This is a genomic window from Pseudolactococcus yaeyamensis, from assembly GCF_054658615.1.
This window is the reverse complement of record NZ_BAAGGP010000006.1, coordinates 48,271-69,268: the sequence shown is the minus strand read 5'-3', so window position 1 is coordinate 69,268 and position 20,998 is coordinate 48,271. Positions and strand designations below refer to the sequence as shown.

Below are 20,998 nucleotides of genomic sequence, written 5' to 3'. Positions count from 1 at the left end.
TTCAAGGAGCTATCAAATACGCTCAAAAACACGGGTTCAATGTCGCTTAATTTTTTAGTAAGTCAAATAATACTTTTTGTGCGCCCTTTTTCTTGGGGCGCTTCTATTTTGAGTTTTTTTCAAACTTTCTCTAGCCAAACTCAAGCCTATGCCAACACCTTGAATGTGTTTGACTTGCTGACTTCGATAAAATCTTTGGAAAATGTGTGCCATATCCATTTCATCAATCCCAATCCCAGTATCTGAAACAATAATACAAACAAATAACTCTTGTACCTCTACTTCTACTTGAACACTTCCTTCAACAGTATATTTCAAGCTATTTTCAATGATATTTGACAAAGCTTCTTGCATCCATTTCAAATCTGCAAAAATGGAGATAGAGCTATTTTTTAACTGGTCATAGATTAAATTTAAATTTTTATGCTCAAAAGCAGCGCTATATTGTTCTAAACAAGGGACAATTATATCATTAATCCTATAAACTTCTTTTCTACATTGTATGATGCCATTTTCTAGTCTTGAAAGATGTAGTAAATTTTGCATCAGCCATTGTAACTTTTCAGCTTGATTCTTAATCGTTTGAACATACTTTTTCTCTTTTGATTCTTTTTCTAATAACAACTCACTATATAAAAGAATGTTCGTAATCGGCGTTTTAGTTTGATGTGAAATATCAGAAATTAATTTGTTAATCTGTTTTTTTGATTGCTCATTCTCAACACGCTTTAAAGCTTCTATTTTTGTATACTTAATCAATTTATTTTTTAGTGAAGAAAACTCTGTTTCTGTTTCTACTTCTAATCGGCTAAGATTTGGCGTTGATAGTAAGTCATGTAAATCCTCTAACAAATTGTAGACACTTCTTGAGAAAAAATAATATGATACTAGCTGAATAATTGCTAAGCAAAATAATTCTAAAAGTATAATAGATTTTTTGCTCTCAAGGTAGATGCCTATGCCAAGTACTAAAACCATACCAACATTCAGTGAAATGAGAATCTTTTTTCTCATACTCATTCAAGATTCTCCCATTTATAGCCAATACCATAAATACTCTTAATATTTTTTGAATCTGAATCCATTTCCAATTTTTTTCGAAGTCGTTTAATAACAACTGCCAAAGCGTTCTCTTCAATATACTCCCCATCTATTCCCCAGACAAATTCAATTATTTTTTCTTTTCGCATGATTTGCCTTTTATTAGTCACTAATACTTTTAATAATTTTTGCTCTGCATTACTTAAAAAAACTGCATCTCCTTTGCAGGTATATGTCATCGTATCAAAATCAAAAGAATAATTTTGATCACGATAGTTTTCACCAGTAACAGGTGTTTGGTATCTTTTAATCACCGTCTCCACTCTTGCTCTAAGCACCATTAAACTAAAAGGTTTGATAATGTAATCGTCTCCGCCTAATTCTAAGCCACGAATAACATCTATATCAGTATCATTTGCACTAATAAAAATAACTGGACGATTATTTGAATGAAGTTTGACCATTTTACAAAAGTCAATCCCATTGCCATCTGGTAAATTGATATCAAGGAGGATTAAGTCGAAGGATTGATTCAGTTGCTTTTTTGCCTCTGCCAGAGAATAGGCTTGAAGAATCTCTGTTGTATCATTTTCTAAGACAAACTTGATGCCCTCATTTAAGTCTAAATCGTCTTCCACTACAAGAATTTTTCTAACCAACAAATTATCACCTCTTTTTTAAGAATTCCAAACTCGTTTCATTAATACTGGTTTAATTCGACGACAATTATCATCCAAAGCTTCTTGTGTCTTAAAATCATCTATCAAAGCTAGACATGTCTAACAAAAAAGTCTAACTTCACACTCAGACGAATTCACTATCCCCATTTTCGGTTAAAACTGTCAATTTGTCAACTTGTCAACTTCAAAAATATTTCCCATTTTAAGCTTACTACGATGAAGGACTATAAGTTTCAAATTCCGTCTTATCTGTAAACAATTGCTTATTTTCTTCCCCTCTTCCAGTTGGTGAAAATAATCGACAAACAGGATTCGTTCTTAATGCTTCATTTAACTTGTAAAAAGGTTCTAACAGATATTCGGTTTTATCTGAAAAAATCATAGATAGGTTAATAACAGCTGCATTATGTCTTTTTAATATTTCGATACTTCTAATTACTTTTTGAAAAACCCCTGCTCCTCTTACTATTGAACTTGTTTTTTCATCTATTCCATCTATACTTATCTCGAATTGATCTACCATTTTTACGAGCGGATCAACATTTTGGGGATTTATAAAAGTACCATTCGTAGATAAAATAATTGTTCCGCTATATCTACTTCTCGAATAAGAAAGAATCAAGAAAAAATCTTTTCTAAGCATTGGCTCTCCACCACTAAGCATAACTCTCTTAGGTTGCCATTCAATTATCTTATTTAACATTTTTTCATTTTCTCTAAAGACAGGTCAGACTCTTCATTCATGTTATTTGATGCATTTATACAACAATGAGCACAATGTAAATTACATCAATGAGTTGTTTCTATTGATACCGTCTCATTTATGACCCCATACTTTTCACCTGAATGAGTAATTAAATTCATTTTTTCAAGTTCTTTAATTGTATTTTTTATAAATTGAAAATCCTCTACAGTTTGAAAAAACTTGCTTCTATAATCATCTACTAAATCTGCTTCAATTGACTGATTTAGAATATCAAACGTTTCTTTAGAAATTCTTATCCACTGATCACTTATAGTGTTAGCTAATAGTACATATCCGTTGGCTTTACTAGATACAATTTCAACATGTTCGCCTATTTCTTTTTTCAAACTTAAAATTCCTCCATTTAACATAAGAGTATCAAAAAAGGTTGGCACAATTCTTTCGGAATACTGTCAAAATTGACACTATTTGAGTATTTTATATTTAGAGATTCATTCTCTGTTCGCCAATCAAATATACACATTTCTTTCAACTCCATCCAACATTTAGCTTTTGTGTGCTTTCGCAGTAGAAGTACACTCTCTTCTTTGATATTTTTAACGTTTGATAAAAACAAAAAAAGTGGCTATTGAGTGCAAACATTTTGCAACCAACAACCACTTTTTTAAACAGTTTTTCTATTTCTATGCTTTTCTAAATCCCTTTACATCAACGTTTCGTTGCGATACAGTCATTAGAAGTAATGCCACCTCAAAAAGATGAAAAACTCTCAAACCGTAACGTGGCGACACGTGATTTTTTTCAAAATCATTGTTAGATAAAGTAGTATTAATAGCATGATTTCGCAGTACTCTCACCATCTACTGCTCGCTAGTCGATACCCGTTCGGGCATCTCAAATCATTCGATATTAACGTGTCTTTACTGTCTTATTACAAAACTTTATTGATTTTTTGTCAAAAACAAATCTCGTGCTTAAAACATATCAATAATCAATTTGATATTCAAAATCGTCAAGGTAATCGCCGCAAGCCAGCCCAAGGCTGCAATAAGCTTATTGTTTTTAAAGCGTTTGCCCATGATTTTTTCACTAGAGGTATAGTAAACCAGCGGAATCATGGAGACAGGTAAGGCAATAGATAAGAAAACCTGTGACTGAATCATCAAGGTATCCAAGCCACCCTCACGACCGTGATAATAAATCGCCGCAATCAAGACTGGAATGACTGACAAACCACGGGTAATCAACCGACGCGCCCAAGTTGGCAATTTTAAGTTAATGAACCCTTCCATGACGATTTGACCTGACAAAGTGCCGGTAATCGTTGAGTTCTGACCTGATGCTAAGAGGGCAACCGCAAATAAAGTTGACAGGACGGGACTTGCCACTGCGCCTGCTAAATGATTATCCTGCAAGGCGTTATAAAGTGAGGTAAAGGTTCCCAGACCCTCGCCACGACCGAAGAACATGGCAGCACCTAAGACGAGCAAAAGCGTATTGATGATAAAGGCAACACTTAATTGGATATTAGAATCCCAAGTTGAGAAACGAACGGCACGCGCCACGTCGTCCTCATCTTTACGGTTATATTTGCGGGTTTGAGCAATCGATGAATGCAAATAAAGATTATGTGGCATAACGGTCGCCCCCACAATCCCCAGAGCCATAGTCAACTGACCTTTACTAAAAATTTCCTTTTGCGGTACAAAGCCTTTGACCATATCAGCGATAGCTGGATCAGAAATGGCAACTTCATAGACGAAGACCGCCATGATGACGAAAATCAAGGTAATGACAATGGCTTCAATCTTGCGAAAGCCAAGTTTCATCAAGAAAAGCAAAAGCAGCACGTCAAATACCGTGAGGATAACGCCCCAGATGATGGGGAGGCCAAATAATAAGTTCAGGGCAATCGCGCCACCGATGACTTCGGCGATGTCTGTCGCCATGATGGCAAATTCCGTGATAATCCAAAGGACGAAACCGAGTTTTCTGCTCGTATGTTTGCGCGTGGCTTGCGCCAAATCCAGACCAGTCACAATGCCGAGTTTAGAGGCCATATACTGCAAAAGCATGGCAATCAAACTGGAAACCAAGATGACTGACAGTAGCAAGTAGCCGTACTGCGCCCCACCGCCAATCGAGGTAATCCAGTTCCCCGGATCCATGTAACCAACAGCCACTAAGGCACCCGGCCCTGAAAAGGCTAAAATATTTTTCAAAAAACTATTATTTTTAGGGATTTCAACTGTCCCATTAATCTCTGCCAAGCTCGGCCCATTGGCATACTCGACGAATTTCTTGTGTTCTGTCATGATAACTCCTATTAATTAATGGCTATAATATTTTAACTGCCAGTCTTTTTTCTGAAAATGGGGGATGACAACTCTCGCGTCGTCATCTGTTTGGATAATGACTGACCCATCAGCCAAAGTACGCAAGAGGGTAATAAATTTTGGGGGTGTCTGATTTAAACTTTTCAAAAAATCCGTGACTTCTTGCGTGAGTGACACGACTTCATAGCGGTAACCGACTTTGGCTTGCCTTAAGTCAGGTGTCATCATCTCACCCTCCCAGAAGCGCTCGGCTGGAATTTCTGAGCCATGCGGATCAGTTTTGGGAAATTGCATGAGGGCATATAAGCACTCGACTAACCTTTTCGAAGAAGAATGCTCCAAGTTTTCCGCTTCTTCATGCACCTCATCAATCTGATAACCAGCTTGCTCGACTAAAAAAGTCTCCCAAACACGGTGCGACTTGATGATAAATCTGGCCTCACGGTATCCCTCTGGTTTGAGGCGTACCCCGTAATATTTTTTATGCTCGACTAATTCTTTCTTAGCTAGCCGCTTAATCATCTCTGTCGCACTCGGTGCTGACACCTTGAGATAGTTGGCAACATCTGTAATCCCAACCATATTATCAGTTTTTTCTTCCAGTTGATAAATAGCTTTCAGATAATCTTGTTCTGTTTTTGAGAATTCGGCCATGTTGTACTTCCTCATACTTTATAGTTGATAGTTTAGCATGCCCTAAACTATTTGTCAAGAACTTTAAAGTTTATTTTGACAGAACATTTTCACTTAACCTAATAAAATCTACTAAACTACTAGATAGTTCTCTGTATTTAAAATATAGTAGATAAGATATTCACCGTCAATATTTTAGCACTGCCTAATCTTTATCCGAAGAGATGTTTTTTAGACAGAATTAAAAAAAGCTAACTACAATCGTAATCAGCTTTCTATCTTTTAAATCAATATTAATCCAGCTTAAGCACCAAATACTTTGAAACGTTCTTCATCAGCCATAAATTCTTTAGGACCAATTTCTGATCCAGGAGAGCCAACAACAAGTTGACCACGGAGGTTCCATGATGCTGGAATACCATAAGTTTTAGCAACAGTGGCATTAATCACTGGATTATAATGTTGCAAGTTAGCACCAAGACCAAGCTCGCTCAAAGCAACCCAAGCATTAACTGACGCAATCCCTGTTGATTGTTCAGACCAAACTGGGAAGTTATCGGCATAAAGTGGAAATTGTTCTTGCAAGTTTTTCACCACATCAGTATCTTCAAAGAAGAGAGCTGTTAAACCAGCAGCAGCAAAGCTATCCAATTTAGCTTTAGTACCTTCCCAAGCAGATTCTGGTACACCTTGACGATCCATTTCAGCTTTAAGGTCAGTGGCAACAATTTCTTGCCAAAGTTTATTATGCTCAGCACCTGCTAAAATCAGAACACGTGATGTTTGACTGTTAAAAGCTGATGGTGACAATTTAACCGCTTCTTTAATTGTTGCTGTTGCTTTTTCAACATCGACAGCTTTACCTAAAGCGTAGATAGAACGACGATTTGCTAATGATTCCAAGAATGACATAATTCTTCTCCTAATTTTGAACTTCAAGCTAACTTCCTAGGAAGTTCACGACGATGTCGCACCGCTTTCAGTATCATCCGTTAAAATATATCTAATTTTTTAGGAGACGTCTTCTATGTGGGTTCGCGATTCATTTACCATCTCAAACACCTTAATACCCTCGTCTCATGTTTACAAATGTAATTTTAACACAATGATTTACGTTTGTAAACAATTTACACTCGTTAAATTTTTTCGATTGCCAATACTGTTCTGATTTACAAAAATATCAAAAAGAACTAGCTACCTAATCCTTTAAATTGACAAATTTTATGAGGTATCGCCCCAGAAGTCTTAGCATACGACAGACGATTTTCAAAAGTCTCTACTGGCTGCCACCCTTCTAGAAGCGCCAAACCATGATATTGTTGCAATTCTTCTGCACATTCCATACACCAACGCGTCTCAGACTTTACCCAAAAAGCGACTAAAAAATCTTCACGACTTTTAAACTCCGGAAAATCCTGCGCTAATCGTTGCCACTCCTGCTTATAGACCTTCAAAGCCTCGTAAAAATTATCAAACTCATATTTAGCGACAATATCATCTCGCCAATTATCAAAAAACCACCATGGTTCATTATCGCCATACATTTTAACTACTCTGTACATTTCCAACCTCTTATTATAGTCTCTATTTTACAGAAAAGATTGGACATTTTCACTAAATTTGCTTAGAAATTTTCTCTATACAATAATTCGCTAAAAAAGCGACCCGTTCATGCTGCTGGGTCAAATGGTTAAAGCCAAAGATTGCCTCGAAACCTGTCGAGATACGGTAGGTAACGACATCCGTGTTTTTGGCGGTCGTTTTACTATGCGCATTGCGACCACGCTTGAAATAGACAAGCTCTTCTTCTGTCAATATCGCATCCTTTTCCATTTCAGAAATGAGAAAAGCTTGTGCTTTGGCACTCACAAATTTTACCGCATTTTTTTGTAAGTCACCGGGTTTCGTAATGCCTTGTGTTAGCAAATAGTCTCGGACAAAAACTTCATAGACGGCGTCCCCAGCATAAGCTAGGGCGATACCATTTAATAAATCAGCTCGAAATTCAGTCACGTGTCCACCTCACACCATCTGGTGTATCTAATAATGCAATCCCTTGCGCTTTTAAGTCATCTCTAATTTTATCTGACAAGGCAAAATCACGATTTTCTCTCGCAATTTGCCGCTCAGCAATCAACTGCTCAATCTCAGTATCCAAGATTTCAGCTGGCGCAAATGCAAGCCCGATAATCGTCAAAATTTCATCAAATAAAGTCTGCGCATCAACAGAAAAATTGCCCTGATTGATATATTTAATCAGCTCATAAAAAACGGTTAGACCATTTGAGATATTGAAGTCATTATCCATCTCTTTGATGAAGTCCTGACGAAAACCATCAATTTCCTGATCTGGTATTTGTACGGCGACAGGATTTTTCTCAATTTCAAATGTCAATTTATCATAGGCATTTTTGATTTTCTTGAGATTATTTTCAGCGTCTTTAACCGTGTCATCACTAAATGCGAGCGGCTTACGATAGTGTTGTGACACCAAGAAAAAGCGTAGAATTTGCCCATCAACAGCCTGTAACATCTCATGGACAGTTTTAAAATTCCCCAGAGATTTAGACATTTTTTCACCGTCTGCTGCGGTGACAAACCCATTGTGGAGCCAATATTTAGCAAAAGTGTGCCCTGTTTTCGCTTCAGACTGGGCGATTTCATTGGTGTGATGCGGAAATTCTAAGTCCGCACCTCCGCCGTGAATATCAATCGTATCGCCTAAAATGATCGTTGCCATAACCGAACATTCAATATGCCATCCTGGTCGCCCAGCACCCCACGGACTTTCCCATGCTGGCTCATCTGCCTTGCTTGATTTCCAGAGGGCAAAGTCAAGCGGGTCTTCCTTGTTAAGCTCAACCGTATCTGTCCGACCAGAGGCACCTGCTTCTAGTTCGTCCAAATTTTTATTGGCCAAACGCCCATAATCTGCAAATTTTTTCACGCGGAAAAAGACATCGCCATCTGAGACATAGGCAAAGTCTTTTGCAACCAAAACTTCAATAAACCCAATGATTTCAGGCATAAAGTCAAGTACTCGTGGATTGCGTGTTGCTGATTTGACCCCAAGCGCTTGCGTATCTGCAAAAAAAGCCTGAATATAGGTTTCAACCAAGGTCTCGATTGACACGTTAGCGCTCTTAGCAGCTTGAATGATTTTATCATCGACATCTGTAAAATTCGAGACAAAAGTGACCGTATAACCCCGATACTCGAGATACTTACGGATTGTGTCAAAAGCCACAACCGACCGCGCATTGCCGATATGAATGTAATTGTAGACGGTCGGACCACAGACATACATTTTGACCTCGCCCGAAACTAGTGGGACAAAATCCTCCTTTTCACGGGTTAAGGTGTTATATAGTTTAATCATTTATTTCTCCTTCTGCGATTTCACGTTGCGAAATCTTGACCTACGCGTCCGCTCAAAGTCTTGATTGTCAATGCTAAATACCACCCATATGATCATAGAAACTCACATGACGCTCACGTTCAAGTTTAGTCCGTTCACGCTCTGGTGTCGCCTGACCATGCACTCGGACAATCTTAGCGGGTACACCGACAACCGTCACGGCTTCAGGGACATCTTTTGTCACAACCGCACTGGCGCCAACTCTGGCGTTCTCGCCGATTTCAATCGGCCCTAATAGTTGGGCATGAGCTGAAATTAAAGCCCCACGCCTAACACTTGGATGCCGTTTGCCTGTATCTTTCCCTGTACCGCCTAGCGTCACACCATGGTATAATTTAACACCTGTCTCGACACTAGCTGTTTCGCCAATCACAAGACCTGACCCATGGTCGATAAAGACCCCATTTTCAATCACAGCACCTGGGTGTATTTCAATTTGTGTCAAAAAACGCCAAAATTGCGAGTGCATTCGGCCTAGTAATTTAAAATGATGACACCACAAAAAATGCGAAATTTTATGTGCCGCAAGCGCCTTAATCCCCGGAGACGTCAGCAATATCTCAAAATTATAGCGCGCTGCTGGGTCATTTTCTTTCACAGCCTCAAACGCCTCTTGCCAAAAACCCATCGTTTTTCAACCTCCTGTGCCCTTATGACCCAAAAACAGGCAAATCCTAAGCATCCTTAACGGTATTACCCAGCGCTTCCCAGAGCATAACAGACTTCTCATAATCTACGGCATCAAACGGATCAACTGCAACGCCTAAAACGTCTTCTAGCTCATTGATACCCGTACTTGGCTGTTGCAAGTCATTTAACTGCCAAACTAAGACCAGTCCACCATGCGCCTGAAATGGGACACCAAAATCAGCATGGTTATACCATTTGGCAAAACTTAAAATGTTGCTAAAAACAGGGACAAAACTTTCGCCATTAGGTTTAGAAAGTGTCGCAAAAATGCGTGCTGTTTCCCCTTCTGCCGTTGTTCTCACAAAAGCCGGCATCAAATAATACCGCTCTGTTTGTGCTTTGCCTTGACTAGCAGACCCCATCAGTTTATTTAAGGCATCTGTATAGTAATTAAGAAAGGCAAGCAAATCATCACGTGCCAACATAATCGCATGAGGTGAATCTTGTCCAGCAGGCTGTAAATTAAAAGCAATCGCATCAAACCCTTGCGCCAATAACTGGTCAACAACTGTCATAAAGGATTGATTGACAAAAGTCAAAGGATCTGTCACACGTTGCTGAAAACTGGCTAGAGCATCCACTGATGAAAAAACTGGGATAACTTTTTTATCTTCGATTGGTAGGACGAATGGTTCTGCAATTCCGACAACGGGATAAGCATGGAGGGCGTGAACAAAACCAATATCTGCAACAAAATTGCCTGAATGGGCAATAAAATCACGGAGGCGTTCATCAAGTTCTGGGCTAAATTGGTAGTCAGTCATTTTCTTCTCATTTCTGATACTTATCAATCACGACAATCAGGTATGGCATATGTTAATCACAGAACACCTGACCAGTCGTCATTTGATAGGATTAGTCCTATTCTACCATAAAAATGCCTTATTTTTCACATCAAGTCAACAAATTAGCATCTAACAAAAAAACGCCGACTTGGCGTCTTCTATTGAGCATTTCAATTACCCAATCATTAGTTAGCTGCTTTGACTTCTGTTTGACCAGTCACATCGTATTTAGCAGTTGCATCTAATTTGTTATAGGCATCCAGTTGCTCTTGTGTCGCAAAGTAGAGATTACCATCAATTTTCGCAGTCACTTGTTTACCGTCTATATCTTTACCATTTTGCGCAGCAAAGCCAGTCGCTGATTTTGCCACATAGACATCACCTTTGATAACGCCATTTGAAATCACTGTAAATGGTGAATTAACGATAACTTTCTCAACCGTTAATGTGAATGTTTTTGTCACTTGATGTTTATCATCTTGCATATAAAGACCAACTTTACGTGCAATTTCTCCTTTAGAGCCAAGGAATACGCCATCAATTGTCAATGTTTTATCAGCGGCCTCAATATCAGCAGTTGTTGCACCAAGCCATGCACCATCTTTACCCATTGTGTCTGCTAAATCGTCAAATTTTTCAGTGCCTTTTGTTGCGCCTGTTTTCACATCTGAAACTTTGTCATAGCTGATTGCACCACCTTTGGCAGCGACAGAAATCGCACCTGATTTCACAACTGGCACATCAGAAACTTCAACTTTTACCTCACCTGTTACAGTGCCTTTTTCAATAGCATCAAGTCCTTCATAGGCCTTTTTCAAATCATCAGAAGCAAAAATCAAGTTTCCGTCAATTTTACCAGTACCTTCAAACTTGAACCCTGAAGCGTTGACATAAACATCACCTTTAACTGTCCCTTGTGCAATGGCAAAACCTGATGATTTCACGACTAATTTTTTAACTGTCAAGGTATAAGTTGTTTCAGGTTTGTTATCCGCACCTGATTTGTAAAGCGCAAGTTCACGATTGACTTGACCGTCTCCTGCAAATAGACCTTCTACTGTCAATACTTTGTCAGAAGCATCGATATCTTTTGTTACGGCATTTAACCACGCGCCGTTAGCTGCAAAACCTTTTGTCAGGGTATCAAAGCTGTCTGTTCCTTTCGTTGCACCTGTGTATGCTTCAGCCGTTTTAGCTGAGTCAGTTGTTTTATCATCAGCTTTTTTGTCGCTTGAACCACCACAAGCAGTCAAGACTGTCACTGATAAGGCAGAAACTGCCAAAAGTGAGATTAATTTTGATTTTTTCATGGGATAGGCCTCCTTTTTTAGTTCACCGCTCAATATTGGCGGTGATACTCGTCCTAAATTTAATTTGGTATAGACAAACTTTCAGAAAAAACTCATATTTTTCTGAAATCATTTACATTTGTTATTTTAGCACTTCTCAATTTTAAAGTCAAATCGTATCCCAAACTCGTTTGTCTCCCCGTCATACCTGATAATTCAAACCTTCTATCCTCTGATATCTCTTTCTATCTGACAACTCCCTTACCATTTTATCAAATACAAATTGGTATTTTATAGACTGTCATTTGTTTAAACTTCTCTCAATGAGGTAAGGCTACTCTTTTTGTCTTTTTTTTGGTAAAATAGAGTCAGTAAATTTATTTGTAGAAATGGACGAAAATGACTTACAAAGACAAGCACATCAAACTCTTCTCACTTAACTCTAATTTAGAGTTGGCGCAAAAAATTTCTGAATGTTCTGGTATCCCCCTTGGCAAAATCGAATCTAAACAGTTTTCTGATGGCGAAATTCAAATCAATATCGAAGAAAGTGTCCGTGGTTACGACATCTTTATCGTGCAATCAACGTCTTACCCTGTCAACACACATTTATGGGAATTACTCATCATGATTGATGCTTGTAAACGTGCTAGTGCCAACACGGTCAATGTCGTCATGCCTTACTATGGCTATGCACGTCAAGATAGAACAGCATCTCCGCGCGAACCGATCACGGCTAAACTCGTTGCTAATATGCTAACAACTGCGGGCGCTGACCGCATTTTAACGCTTGATTTGCACGCCGTTCAAGTCCAAGGTTTCTTTGATATCCCTGCTGATAACCTCTATACTGTGCCTTTGTTTGCTGAATATTATCAGTCACAAGGTTTGATTGGTGACGATGTTGTCGTCGTTGCCCCTAAAAACTCTGGGATTAAACGTGCGCGTTCACTAGCAGACTATCTGGAAAGCCCACTTGCAATCGTCGATTATGCTGATGATGATCAAAAACGTGAAAATGGCTATATTATCGGTGATGTCAAAAACAAAAACGTCATTTTGATTGATGATATTTTGAACACAGGTAAAACCTTCTCAAGCGCAGCAGTCATTGCGAAAGATGCTGGGGCTATGGATGTCTACGCCGTTGCTTCTCACGGCTTATTCACACCGGGTGCTGCCAACCGTTTAAACGCTGCGCCAATTTCAGAAGTTCTTGTTACAGACTCTGTCAAAACTGAAACGCCTAAACCTGATGCGATTAAATACCTTAGTGCGGCGCCTTTACTCGCTCACGCCATTATCCGCATCCACGAAAATAAACCTGTCAGCCCCCTCTTTCAATTCAATAAAGCAGTGGATTAACTGACATAGAAATGACAGTCAAAGTTCACAGGTTCCTCCCTAAACTCTGATGCAATAGGTAATCTCATGATCTATCTTGATAATGCTGCCACCACACCGGTGCTCCCTGAGGTGGCACAAGCCATGCTAGACGCACTCAACACAAGCTTTGGTAATCCCTCTAGTATTCATAGCTACGGTCGTTTTGCCGGTAAAATGATTCGCGAAGCCCGTAAAACAATCGCAACCATCCTAGATGTGCCCACTAGAAACCTCATCTTTACCTCTGGTGGTTCTGAAGCCAACAACCAAGCTCTCATCGGCTATGCGCTTGCCAACCGAGATAAGGGCAACCATATCGTCACGACAGCTATTGAGCATCATGCCGTCTTACATACCTTGCAATATTTACAGGAACGCCATGGATTTGAGATCACTTTCGTTAAACCAAATCCTGACGGTCGCTATACGGCAGATTTAATCAGATCTGCCCTTCGAGATGACACGATCATGGTCTCCACCATGTATGCCAATAACGAAACCGGCCAAGTCCTACCAGTCGCTGAAATTGCTGACCGACTCAAAACGCATCAAGCTGTCTACCATGTTGATGCCGTCCAAGTCATGGGTAAGCTTCCTGTTCATCCGATAGCACTGGGGATTGATTTCCTATCTGCTTCCGCCCATAAATTTCATGGACCAAAAGGCGTTGGTTTCCTCTACCATGGTAACTTGAAATTTGATAATCTCATTCATGGTGGTGAGCAGGAAAACGGTCGACGTGCGGGTACTGAAAGTATACATAATATCGTCGGTATGGCGAAAGCACTCGAGATAGCAGCTGAACAGCTTGAAAGTAATGATGACAAAGTCTCAGCACTTAAGTCACAGTTGCTATCAGAGCTAGACGGTCTTGACTACTACGTTAATGCCTTTGGCAAGACCATGCCGCATGTCCTTAATCTCGGTTTCCCTAATTTTAACCAAGACCTCTTACTGATGAAATTAGACTTGCAAGGCGTTGCCATCTCAACTGGTTCAGCTTGTACCGCTGGGGCAATTGAATCATCACATGTCCTCGAAGCTGTCTTTGGCAAGACATCAAGCAAACTTAAAGAATCCGTCAGAGTTTCTTTGTCCGACCTAACCACCTCTGAAGAAATCACTGAATTTGTCCGTATTTTAAAATCAATCCTCACGCAAAAATAATTGTAAATTATAGAAAGGAGATTTGATAGTTTTAGCCAATCAGCTAAAGCTTTCAAAATTCTAACCATGGCATTTGTCACTGAAAAACACTTAGATGATAGTCAAGTTACTTATAAACTCTCACCCAGCATCAAAAAATACACCCTCATGGATACAACTTTTATCAAAAATAGACTGGGTAACTATGAGCTCACACGTATTTTAGAAAATGTGCCTAACTCTGGTGATGGCCCTTTGCTTAAAATCATCGTCAACTCTGATTTGTCAGGCTTCAAACTTTCAATCACGGATAAATCAGGTCTGAAAAACATGAATATCTTCAAATCTGAAGACAATAAAATGATCCAAGAAAAATTCTATTTCCAAATGAATGCACTCGTTGACCGTGGTGTGTTTATAAAAGACTAGATTCTAGGAGATTATTTTATGAAAAAACAAAGCGTTGCCGTCAATCTTTTAAAATTATTAGGCATTATGATTCTCAGCTGGCTTTTTTGGATTATCGTATTTTCCATTTTTACAGCAAATGATTCCGGTGATATACCTGATATCTATGCTAAACTAAGCCTGATAATCGGTACACTTATGTCTTTAGGTGTTTATTTGGGGCTTTCTTTTAACCAAATAAAATCACGTAAACAGCGAATCCAAGCAAGTAAGAGTAATATCGGGATTGCTAACAAACGCCAACTTTCCCTGTTAGACAAGGCTAGTCGAGTCGTTGATAAATACATGACACATGAAAAAGAAGTGTTTAGCGCTGCTAGTCCTAGCAAGTCAGCAACCAAAAAATCCTTTCTTGTGAAAAATTCAGAGCAATTTTCTAATTTACTCTTGGCCTATCCAGATTTAAAAGCAAATGAAAACATTTTAGTCCTTTTAGAACAAATTAGAGAAACCGAAAATACGATTGCTAATTTTAAAATCAATTATAACTCAGAAGTCGAGATTTATAATAGCCTCATCACTAGTTTCCCTGCTAATCTGTTCCGTAAAAAATTAAACTTAAACGACGAGACTTACTATCAAGATGCTTCAGATGCAGAAATTTCTGATGAAGCATTAGGGATATAAATCGCTCCTCAACTTCATATTATCAAAAAATCCTTTATTAATGTATAGGATTTTTATTTGTATAAAAAATAGGAAAGAAAAAACACCCAGATTGCTCTGAAGTGCTTTTCTATTTATTGTCCGACCAATAAATAGATTTGGAAGTCTAAATGAATTAAGCTTCGATTTCTGCAACGATACCTGAACCAACAGTACGGCCACCTTCACGAATAGAGAAAGTAGTCCCTTGTTCAACCGCGATTGGGTGGATCAATTCAACGTCGATAGAAACGTTATCACCAGGCATTACCATTTCAGTACCAGCTGGGAGTTTGATTGAACCAGTTACGTCAGTTGTACGGAAGTAGAACTGTGGACGGTAGTTGTCGAAGAATGGCGTATGACGACCACCTTCGTCTTTAGACAAGATATAAACTTCGCCTTTGAATTTTTTGTGAGGTGTGATTGAACCTGGTTTAGCAATAACTTGACCACGTTCGATTTCGTCACGTTGCACACCACGAAGAAGAACACCAACGTTATCACCAGCAAGACCTTCGTCAAGTTGTTTACGGAACATTTCAACACCAGTTACGATAGCGTTAGAAATTTCTTCTTTGATACCAACGATAGAGATTTCATCATTGACGTGAACTGTACCACGGTCGATACGACCTGAAGCAACAGTACCACGACCAGTGATTGAGAAGACATCTTCGACTGGCAAAAGCAAAGGTTTGTCAGTGTCACGTTCTGGCGTTGGGATATATGAATCAACTGTATCCATCAATTCCATGATGATATCTTCGTATTCAGCATCGCCTTCAAGGGCTTTAAGTGCTGAACCAACGATAACTGGTGTGTCATCGCCTGGGAAGTCGTATTCTGACAAGAGGTCACGAACTTCCATTTCAACGAGTTCGATCAATTCTTCATCATCAACAAGGTCTTTTTTGTTAAGGAAGACGATCAATTTACCAACACCAACCTGACGTGAAAGCAAGATGTGCTCCCGAGTTTGTGGCATAGGACCGTCAGTTGCAGCTACTACCAAGATAGCGCCATCCATTTGAGCAGCACCAGTGATCATGTTTTTAACGTAGTCCGCGTGACCTGGAGCATCGATATGGGCATAGTGACGTGCTGCAGTTTCGTACTCAACGTGAGCAGTATTGATTGTAATACCACGTTCGCGTTCTTCTGGCGCTGCATCGATTGAAGCGTAGTCTTTAGGTGTATTTACTGATGAAGGCAGACGACGTGACAAGACAGTCGTGATTGCAGCAGTAAGTGTAGTTTTACCATGGTCAACGTGTCCGATAGTACCGATATTAACGTGTGGTTTCGAACGATCGTATTTTTCTTTAGCCATTTTTAAAAATGTCTCCTTTAGAATAAAAAATATATTTTTTTAGACAGACTGCGCAATACGACAATCTATCATTACTATCTAATTATAAAGCTTTTTTGAAAAAAAGCAAGTATTTCACTGTAAAAAAGATGTTTTTTGTTTACGAACAGATATTTTCATGAAAAATGGTGTAAAATGGAAGTATCACTTCTTAATAGAAAAGAGAAAAAACAAAATGGCCTTAACTTTTAAAAAACGCGATGACTTAGATAAAGTACTAGACGAGCTGGCAGCACTGCCACCGCAAGTCGAATTCACTGATCCAGATAAAATCGAGAAAACATCCGATAAAAAAATCAAGTCGCCAGAAGATTTTTTGAGAAAATTTGAAGCTTCACAAGCTAAAAAAGACAAGTCGTCCCATGATTAGTCATCTACCAGATGCTCTGTCACAGCTCGCAGCAATCTTTCTATCAATCATTATCGAAGCCCTGCCCTTCGTCCTCTTTGGCTGTCTCATCTCTGGTATCATCGAAACCTACCTGTCTCCTGAACTGGTCAACAAATTTCTACCTAAAAACCGTTTTTTGCGTGTCATTATAGGCATTGTAGCTGGTTTCTTTTTTCCCTCCTGCGAGTGTGGCATCGTACCAATCGTCAACCGTTTCCTAGAAAAGAAAGTCCCAGCTTATACGGGGATTCCTTTTCTTATCGCAGCACCGATGATTAACCCCGTCGTTTTACTGGCGACCTTTATCGCCTTCGGTAATTCGTTTAAGTTTGCCCTTTTGCGCCTTGGCGGCGCTATGGTGATGGCTTTAGTCGTCGGTCTCCTACTTGCTTATAGATTAGATGACCCTATCCTACTTGACAAAATAGGAAGAGATGAACACGGTCACCCCGTGACAAAGCTATCTCGGGGACAAAAGTTCTGGTCTGCACTCTCTCACGCCGTGGATGAATTCTTCGATACTGGCCGTTACCTCATTTTCGGGAGTTTAGTCGCCTCATCTATCCAAGTTTTCGTGCCAACGAAACTGCTGACGACTGTTACCCATTCACCATTTTTGGGGATTATCGTGATGATGGTTTTCGCATTCTTACTCTCGCTGTGTAGCGAGGCGGATGCCTTTATCGGAGCTAGCTTGCTCAGTCTTTTTGGACCAGCACCAATTTTGGCTTTCCTTTTATACGGTCCTGTTATTGATATGAAGAATTTGCTGATGATGAGTGCTTATTTTAAACCGAAATTTATCGTGCAATATGTCGTCATCATTTCTGTTCTAGTTCTATCCATTAGTCTGGGGGTGAGTTTCCTATGATTCGATTTCTTATCTTATCGGGGTATTTTGAGCTGATGATGTATTTGCAGCTGACGGGTAAGCTCAATCAATATATCAATACCCACTATAGCTATTTGGCTGTACTATCTGCCATTCTTTCACTAGGTTTTGCCATCGTTCAGTTAGTCAATTGGATTCGACATGCGGAACACAAACATCATTTACAAACTAAATTTTCGAGAGCGTTTGCACTAGTTCTACTTGCCACACCACTTATGGCGATTGTTTTTATTCCGTCTAAATCATTGGATGCGACTATTGTTTCTGCTAAAGGATTTAATTTCCCTCTAGCAGAAGGGTCTGGCGATAACTCTGATGGCACGCAAATCCAATATCTGCAACCTAATACCAGTATTTATTTTACTAAATCAGCTTACGACAAGCTGATGAAAAAGGAATTAGCCAAATACGACAATCTGGCAAAGATTACGGTGACAGATGACAATTACATGGAAATTATGGAGCTGATTTATAATTTTCCTGGTACTTTTGGGGGTAAAACCATCACCTACACTGGTTTTGTGTATCATGACCCGACTGATGCCAACGCTCAGTTCCTCTTTCGATTTGGGATTATTCACTGCATCGCAGATTCTGGTGTATTCGGCCTGAGGACTTTAACGGATGGTATCACTTATCCTGACAATACTTGGGTAAACATCACCGGACAAATTCAGACGGCTTATTACACACCTTTTAAACGTGAATTGCCGATTATCAAACCTGACCACATTGACAAGGTCGAAAAACCGACAAATCCATACGTTTATCGGAACTTCTGAGGTTTTTTCTGATATAATTAGAATAATCGACAAATGAAATTTTGGGAGAACTAACAATATGACTCAAGTAATATTTACAATTTTTGGTGCGAGTGGCGACTTAGCTAAACGAAAACTCTATCCGTCTCTGTTCCGCTTATATAAATCCGGTGTCTTATCGGAGCACTTTGCTGTCATCGGTACAGCACGCCGCGCTTGGACTAAAGCTTATTTTGAAGGTGTGGTTTTGGATGCCATTTCTGATTTGACGACATCTAAAACAGAAGCTGAAAAATTTGCATCTCATTTCTATTACCAAAGCCATGATGTTGAAGATGCTGGGCACTATATCACTTTAAAGAACCTACAAGATGATTTGTGCGCTAAATATGAGACGGGGCATAATAAAGTCTTTTTCCTAGCTATGGCGCCTGAGTTCTTTGGCACGATTGCCAGCCACCTCAAATCTGAAGGGATTGTTGATGACCTTGGATTCGAGCGACTTATCATTGAAAAACCTTTTGGGACGAGCTTGGAAACGGCTAAAAATCTGAATCAAGCTTTATCTGAGACCTTTAACGAAAATCAAATCTTCCGGATTGATCATTACTTAGGTAAGGAAATGATTCAAAATATTTTTGCCGTCCGATTCGCGAATGTGCTATTTGAGCACGTCTGGAATCGTGAGTTCATTGACAATATTCAGATTACCTTCTCGGAATCTATCGGGGTCGAGGATCGGGGCGGCTACTATGATAAGTCTGGTGCCTTGAAAGATATGGTGCAAAACCATATTCTACAAGTTCTTTCTATCTTGGCCATGGACAAACCTGCTTCTTTCTCTAGTGCAGACGTCTTGCCTGAAAAAATCAAAGTACTTGAAAACTTGTGTATTCCCGATGAAGCAACGATTGCTAAAAATTTCATTCGCGGTCAATATCAAGCAGGCCGTATCAATCAACAGGATTATCCGTCCTATGTCGCTGAACCATCTGTAGATCCTACTTCAAAAACTGAGACATTTGCCAGTGGTGTCTTTTTCATCGAGACGGATCGCTTTAAAGATGTGCCTTTCTTCTTTAGAACTGGTAAACGTTTGACAGAAAAAGGCACGCGGGTCAATATCGTCTTTAAAAACGATCCAAACATTTTCAATCAAGATATTGAGCAAAATATTTTGACCATCTACATTCAGCCGACAGAAGGATTCTCACTTCAAGTGAACGGAAAAGAAGTTGGTAAGAGTTTTTCAGTCGAACCAGTTAAATTGGACTTTCGGCATGATGCGGCAGCGCTTGGTAACTCGCCTGAAGCCTATGAGAAACTCATGTACGATGTCTTAAATGGCGATGCGACGAATTTCAGCCATTGGCAAGAAGTAAAAGCCTCTTGGACTTTGATTGATAAAATTGTCAGCACTTGGCAAGCAGATAAATCCCCACTTTATCCCTATCAAGCTGGCTCAATGGGGCCTCAAGAAAGTTTCGACTTGCTTGAAAAATATGGGACGAGCTGGGTTTGGCAACCAGACCACTGGTATCGTGAGCGTGGCTTATTGCAATAAAGAACCTTAAGGTTTGACAAACGCGTATCTTAAATTAGCACAATTTAACTAATTATAAAATAAAAGAACCGTATGACATTTGTTTTTGAAAACGAATATCATGCGGTTCTTCTATTTTTGAGACTTTTATCTCAACCCATCATTTAAGATAAAAAGCTCCCCTACTCCCTCCATAGCAAAGTAAAGAGATTTATTTAGACTGGGATTAGATTCATAAAACAAAGTGTCTTCAAAACTCTTTGTTTGACCTGAAACAAATTTAACTGTCACTACTACTGGCAAAGTTATCTTTCTTACACCTGCTCTAAGGGAAACAGCTATCGGTGTTTCTGCTCTTTTTGTCCAACCTTTAGAACTAAAAGAAAATGTCCCCACGTCCTTAAATGAATTTTTTCTTGACACACATATCTCAGCAATCTTCTCGGTTCTGTCACTCAAGCCAAAATAAGACGGCTGTACACGAACATTGAGAGTAGATGCTCCGATATTAATTGCAGCATCGGTTTTTTTAGGTGATATAAAAACTGTTGACACAAACACTGTTGCGACAAACATTACCATACCTACTTTTTTAAAAACATTGATTTTCATAAAAATTTCCTCCAATTTTATTCTAACACAGAAAAAATAATCCACTTCCACTTTTTACCTAACGTTCAGAATATCCAACCTAACGCTAAGACTATCTCATTTATCTGAGGAGTGAGAGCTAAGTAGCTACTACAACTGTGAGTAGGCAGTTTTATGCTAGGTGTTATCGTCTATAGTCAAGAGATGATTTAAAAGAGGCTAGGA

The 20,998-nt window shown here is 39.3% G+C and carries 23 protein-coding genes; 8 read left to right on the top strand and 15 right to left on the bottom strand.

What is annotated here, in order from left to right; all coding sequences use genetic code 11:
* Positions 1–54 precede the first annotated feature (54 nt).
* The 13 genes from ACYQ21_RS02560 to ACYQ21_RS02500 all read right to left on the bottom strand — a co-directional run bounded on the left by ACYQ21_RS02560 (position 55) and on the right by ACYQ21_RS02500 (position 11,599).
* Positions 55–1,020: a sensor histidine kinase gene (locus tag ACYQ21_RS02560; RefSeq protein WP_460054819.1), complete on the bottom strand. Its 966-nt coding sequence runs from the start codon at positions 1,018–1,020 to the stop codon at positions 55–57.
* Positions 1,017–1,700 (bottom strand): response regulator transcription factor, encoded by a 684-nt coding sequence (locus tag ACYQ21_RS02555; protein WP_460054816.1) that lies wholly within the window; start codon positions 1,698–1,700, stop codon positions 1,017–1,019. The genes ACYQ21_RS02560 and ACYQ21_RS02555 overlap by 4 nt, the downstream gene beginning before the upstream one ends.
* Positions 1,701–1,932: 232 nt before the next feature.
* The gene (locus ACYQ21_RS02550) at positions 1,933–2,424 is read right to left on the bottom strand and encodes a radical SAM protein (RefSeq protein ID WP_460054814.1); all 492 of its coding nucleotides are present in this window, start codon (positions 2,422–2,424) and stop codon (positions 1,933–1,935) included.
* 86 nt (positions 2,425–2,510) lie between these two features.
* Positions 2,511–2,813, bottom strand: a complete 303-nt coding sequence (locus tag ACYQ21_RS02545; RefSeq protein WP_460054811.1) for a hypothetical protein — start codon at positions 2,811–2,813, stop codon at positions 2,511–2,513.
* Between the two features lie 588 nt (positions 2,814–3,401).
* Complete coding sequence (locus tag ACYQ21_RS02540; protein ID WP_460054808.1) at positions 3,402–4,742, bottom strand: Nramp family divalent metal transporter; 1,341 nt, start codon at positions 4,740–4,742, stop codon at positions 3,402–3,404.
* Between the two features lie 15 nt (positions 4,743–4,757).
* Positions 4,758–5,417 carry a metal-dependent transcriptional regulator gene (locus tag ACYQ21_RS02535; RefSeq protein WP_460054806.1) on the bottom strand — a complete coding sequence of 220 codons (660 nt, stop codon included), beginning with the start codon at positions 5,415–5,417 and terminating at the stop codon, positions 4,758–4,760.
* A gap of 282 nt (positions 5,418–5,699) precedes the next feature.
* The gene (locus ACYQ21_RS02530) at positions 5,700–6,308 is read right to left on the bottom strand and encodes a nitroreductase family protein (protein WP_460054804.1); all 609 of its coding nucleotides are present in this window, start codon (positions 6,306–6,308) and stop codon (positions 5,700–5,702) included.
* 278 nt (positions 6,309–6,586) lie between these two features.
* Positions 6,587–6,958 (bottom strand): DUF1033 family protein, encoded by a 372-nt coding sequence (locus tag ACYQ21_RS02525; protein ID WP_460054802.1) that lies wholly within the window; start codon positions 6,956–6,958, stop codon positions 6,587–6,589.
* A gap of 52 nt (positions 6,959–7,010) precedes the next feature.
* Entirely contained in the window at positions 7,011–7,409 is a 399-nt protein-coding gene (locus ACYQ21_RS02520; RefSeq protein ID WP_460054800.1) for a Mini-ribonuclease 3, read from the bottom strand.
* Positions 7,402–8,775: a cysteine--tRNA ligase gene (gene cysS / locus ACYQ21_RS02515; RefSeq protein WP_460054799.1), complete on the bottom strand. Its 1,374-nt coding sequence runs from the start codon at positions 8,773–8,775 to the stop codon at positions 7,402–7,404. The genes ACYQ21_RS02520 and cysS overlap by 8 nt, the downstream gene beginning before the upstream one ends.
* Positions 8,776–8,848: 73 nt before the next feature.
* A complete protein-coding gene (gene epsC / locus ACYQ21_RS02510) occupies positions 8,849–9,442 on the bottom strand; it encodes a serine O-acetyltransferase EpsC (protein WP_460054798.1) in 594 nt (197 codons plus the stop codon).
* Between the two features lie 46 nt (positions 9,443–9,488).
* Entirely contained in the window at positions 9,489–10,268 is a 780-nt protein-coding gene (locus ACYQ21_RS02505) for an SseB family protein (protein WP_460054796.1), read from the bottom strand.
* A 206-nt stretch (positions 10,269–10,474) separates the two neighbouring features.
* On the bottom strand, positions 10,475–11,599 hold the full coding sequence (locus ACYQ21_RS02500) for a hypothetical protein (protein ID WP_460054795.1): 1,125 nt from the start codon (positions 11,597–11,599) through the stop codon (positions 10,475–10,477).
* Positions 11,600–11,977: 378 nt separating this feature from the next.
* Between ACYQ21_RS02500 and ACYQ21_RS02495 the strand changes: the two genes are divergently transcribed.
* From ACYQ21_RS02495 to ACYQ21_RS02480, 4 genes are all read left to right on the top strand, one after another.
* Positions 11,978–12,943 carry a ribose-phosphate diphosphokinase gene (locus tag ACYQ21_RS02495; RefSeq protein ID WP_460054793.1) on the top strand — a complete coding sequence of 322 codons (966 nt, stop codon included), beginning with the start codon at positions 11,978–11,980 and terminating at the stop codon, positions 12,941–12,943.
* Positions 12,944–13,009: 66 nt separating this feature from the next.
* On the top strand, positions 13,010–14,131 hold the full coding sequence (locus ACYQ21_RS02490) for a cysteine desulfurase family protein (RefSeq protein ID WP_460054790.1): 1,122 nt from the start codon (positions 13,010–13,012) through the stop codon (positions 14,129–14,131).
* Positions 14,132–14,197: 66 nt separating this feature from the next.
* Complete coding sequence (locus tag ACYQ21_RS02485; RefSeq protein WP_460054789.1) at positions 14,198–14,539, top strand: DUF1831 domain-containing protein; 342 nt, start codon at positions 14,198–14,200, stop codon at positions 14,537–14,539.
* 18 nt (positions 14,540–14,557) lie between these two features.
* Positions 14,558–15,205 carry a LemA family protein gene (locus ACYQ21_RS02480; RefSeq protein ID WP_460054787.1) on the top strand — a complete coding sequence of 216 codons (648 nt, stop codon included), beginning with the start codon at positions 14,558–14,560 and terminating at the stop codon, positions 15,203–15,205.
* 154 nt (positions 15,206–15,359) lie between these two features.
* Here ACYQ21_RS02480 and tuf read toward each other — a convergent pair whose 3' ends face one another.
* The gene (tuf, locus tag ACYQ21_RS02475) at positions 15,360–16,556 is read right to left on the bottom strand and encodes an elongation factor Tu (RefSeq protein WP_460054785.1); all 1,197 of its coding nucleotides are present in this window, start codon (positions 16,554–16,556) and stop codon (positions 15,360–15,362) included.
* 214 nt (positions 16,557–16,770) lie between these two features.
* Here tuf and ACYQ21_RS02470 point away from each other — a divergent pair, with 214 nt between their 5' ends.
* Genes ACYQ21_RS02470 through zwf form a run of 4 tightly spaced genes read left to right on the top strand, consistent with a single transcriptional unit; the run spans position 16,771 to position 20,203 of the window.
* Positions 16,771–16,965, top strand: a complete 195-nt coding sequence (locus ACYQ21_RS02470) for an SPJ_0845 family protein (RefSeq protein WP_460054783.1) — start codon at positions 16,771–16,773, stop codon at positions 16,963–16,965.
* On the top strand, positions 16,958–17,857 hold the full coding sequence (locus tag ACYQ21_RS02465; RefSeq protein WP_460054781.1) for a permease: 900 nt from the start codon (positions 16,958–16,960) through the stop codon (positions 17,855–17,857). Before ACYQ21_RS02470 ends, ACYQ21_RS02465 begins: the two co-directional genes overlap by 8 nt.
* Entirely contained in the window at positions 17,854–18,660 is an 807-nt protein-coding gene (locus ACYQ21_RS02460) for a TIGR03943 family putative permease subunit (protein ID WP_460054780.1), read from the top strand. Before ACYQ21_RS02465 ends, ACYQ21_RS02460 begins: the two co-directional genes overlap by 4 nt.
* A gap of 58 nt (positions 18,661–18,718) precedes the next feature.
* Positions 18,719–20,203 carry a glucose-6-phosphate dehydrogenase gene (gene zwf, locus ACYQ21_RS02455; protein ID WP_460054777.1) on the top strand — a complete coding sequence of 495 codons (1,485 nt, stop codon included), beginning with the start codon at positions 18,719–18,721 and terminating at the stop codon, positions 20,201–20,203.
* A gap of 126 nt (positions 20,204–20,329) precedes the next feature.
* On the opposite strand, the gene ACYQ21_RS02450 is transcribed toward zwf, so the two are convergent.
* Positions 20,330–20,794, bottom strand: coding sequence for a hypothetical protein (locus ACYQ21_RS02450; RefSeq protein WP_460054775.1), 465 nt, complete (start codon positions 20,792–20,794; stop codon positions 20,330–20,332).
* Between the last annotated feature and the right edge of the window lie 204 nt (positions 20,795–20,998).

Coding starts and splice junctions, on each gene's coding strand:
- ACYQ21_RS02535 (WP_460054806.1), bottom strand. CDS start 5,417: ATGGCCGAATTCTCAAAAACAGAACAAGATTATCTGAAAGCTATTTAT.
- zwf (WP_460054777.1), top strand. CDS start 18,719: ATGACTCAAGTAATATTTACAATTTTTGGTGCGAGTGGCGACTTAGCT.
- cysS (WP_460054799.1), bottom strand. CDS start 8,775: ATGATTAAACTATATAACACCTTAACCCGTGAAAAGGAGGATTTTGTC.
- ACYQ21_RS02495 (WP_460054793.1), top strand. CDS start 11,978: ATGACTTACAAAGACAAGCACATCAAACTCTTCTCACTTAACTCTAAT.
- ACYQ21_RS02485 (WP_460054789.1), top strand. CDS start 14,198: ATGGCATTTGTCACTGAAAAACACTTAGATGATAGTCAAGTTACTTAT.
- ACYQ21_RS02465 (WP_460054781.1), top strand. CDS start 16,958: ATGATTAGTCATCTACCAGATGCTCTGTCACAGCTCGCAGCAATCTTT.
- tuf (WP_460054785.1), bottom strand. CDS start 16,556: ATGGCTAAAGAAAAATACGATCGTTCGAAACCACACGTTAATATCGGT.
- ACYQ21_RS02500 (WP_460054795.1), bottom strand. CDS start 11,599: ATGAAAAAATCAAAATTAATCTCACTTTTGGCAGTTTCTGCCTTATCA.
- ACYQ21_RS02560 (WP_460054819.1), bottom strand. CDS start 1,020: ATGAGTATGAGAAAAAAGATTCTCATTTCACTGAATGTTGGTATGGTT.
- ACYQ21_RS02470 (WP_460054783.1), top strand. CDS start 16,771: ATGGCCTTAACTTTTAAAAAACGCGATGACTTAGATAAAGTACTAGAC.
- ACYQ21_RS02480 (WP_460054787.1), top strand. CDS start 14,558: ATGAAAAAACAAAGCGTTGCCGTCAATCTTTTAAAATTATTAGGCATT.
- epsC (WP_460054798.1), bottom strand. CDS start 9,442: ATGGGTTTTTGGCAAGAGGCGTTTGAGGCTGTGAAAGAAAATGACCCA.
- ACYQ21_RS02525 (WP_460054802.1), bottom strand. CDS start 6,958: ATGTACAGAGTAGTTAAAATGTATGGCGATAATGAACCATGGTGGTTT.
- ACYQ21_RS02505 (WP_460054796.1), bottom strand. CDS start 10,268: ATGACTGACTACCAATTTAGCCCAGAACTTGATGAACGCCTCCGTGAT.
- ACYQ21_RS02450 (WP_460054775.1), bottom strand. CDS start 20,794: ATGAAAATCAATGTTTTTAAAAAAGTAGGTATGGTAATGTTTGTCGCA.
- ACYQ21_RS02550 (WP_460054814.1), bottom strand. CDS start 2,424: ATGTTAAATAAGATAATTGAATGGCAACCTAAGAGAGTTATGCTTAGT.
- ACYQ21_RS02530 (WP_460054804.1), bottom strand. CDS start 6,308: ATGTCATTCTTGGAATCATTAGCAAATCGTCGTTCTATCTACGCTTTA.
- ACYQ21_RS02540 (WP_460054808.1), bottom strand. CDS start 4,742: ATGACAGAACACAAGAAATTCGTCGAGTATGCCAATGGGCCGAGCTTG.
- ACYQ21_RS02460 (WP_460054780.1), top strand. CDS start 17,854: ATGATTCGATTTCTTATCTTATCGGGGTATTTTGAGCTGATGATGTAT.
- ACYQ21_RS02490 (WP_460054790.1), top strand. CDS start 13,010: ATGATCTATCTTGATAATGCTGCCACCACACCGGTGCTCCCTGAGGTG.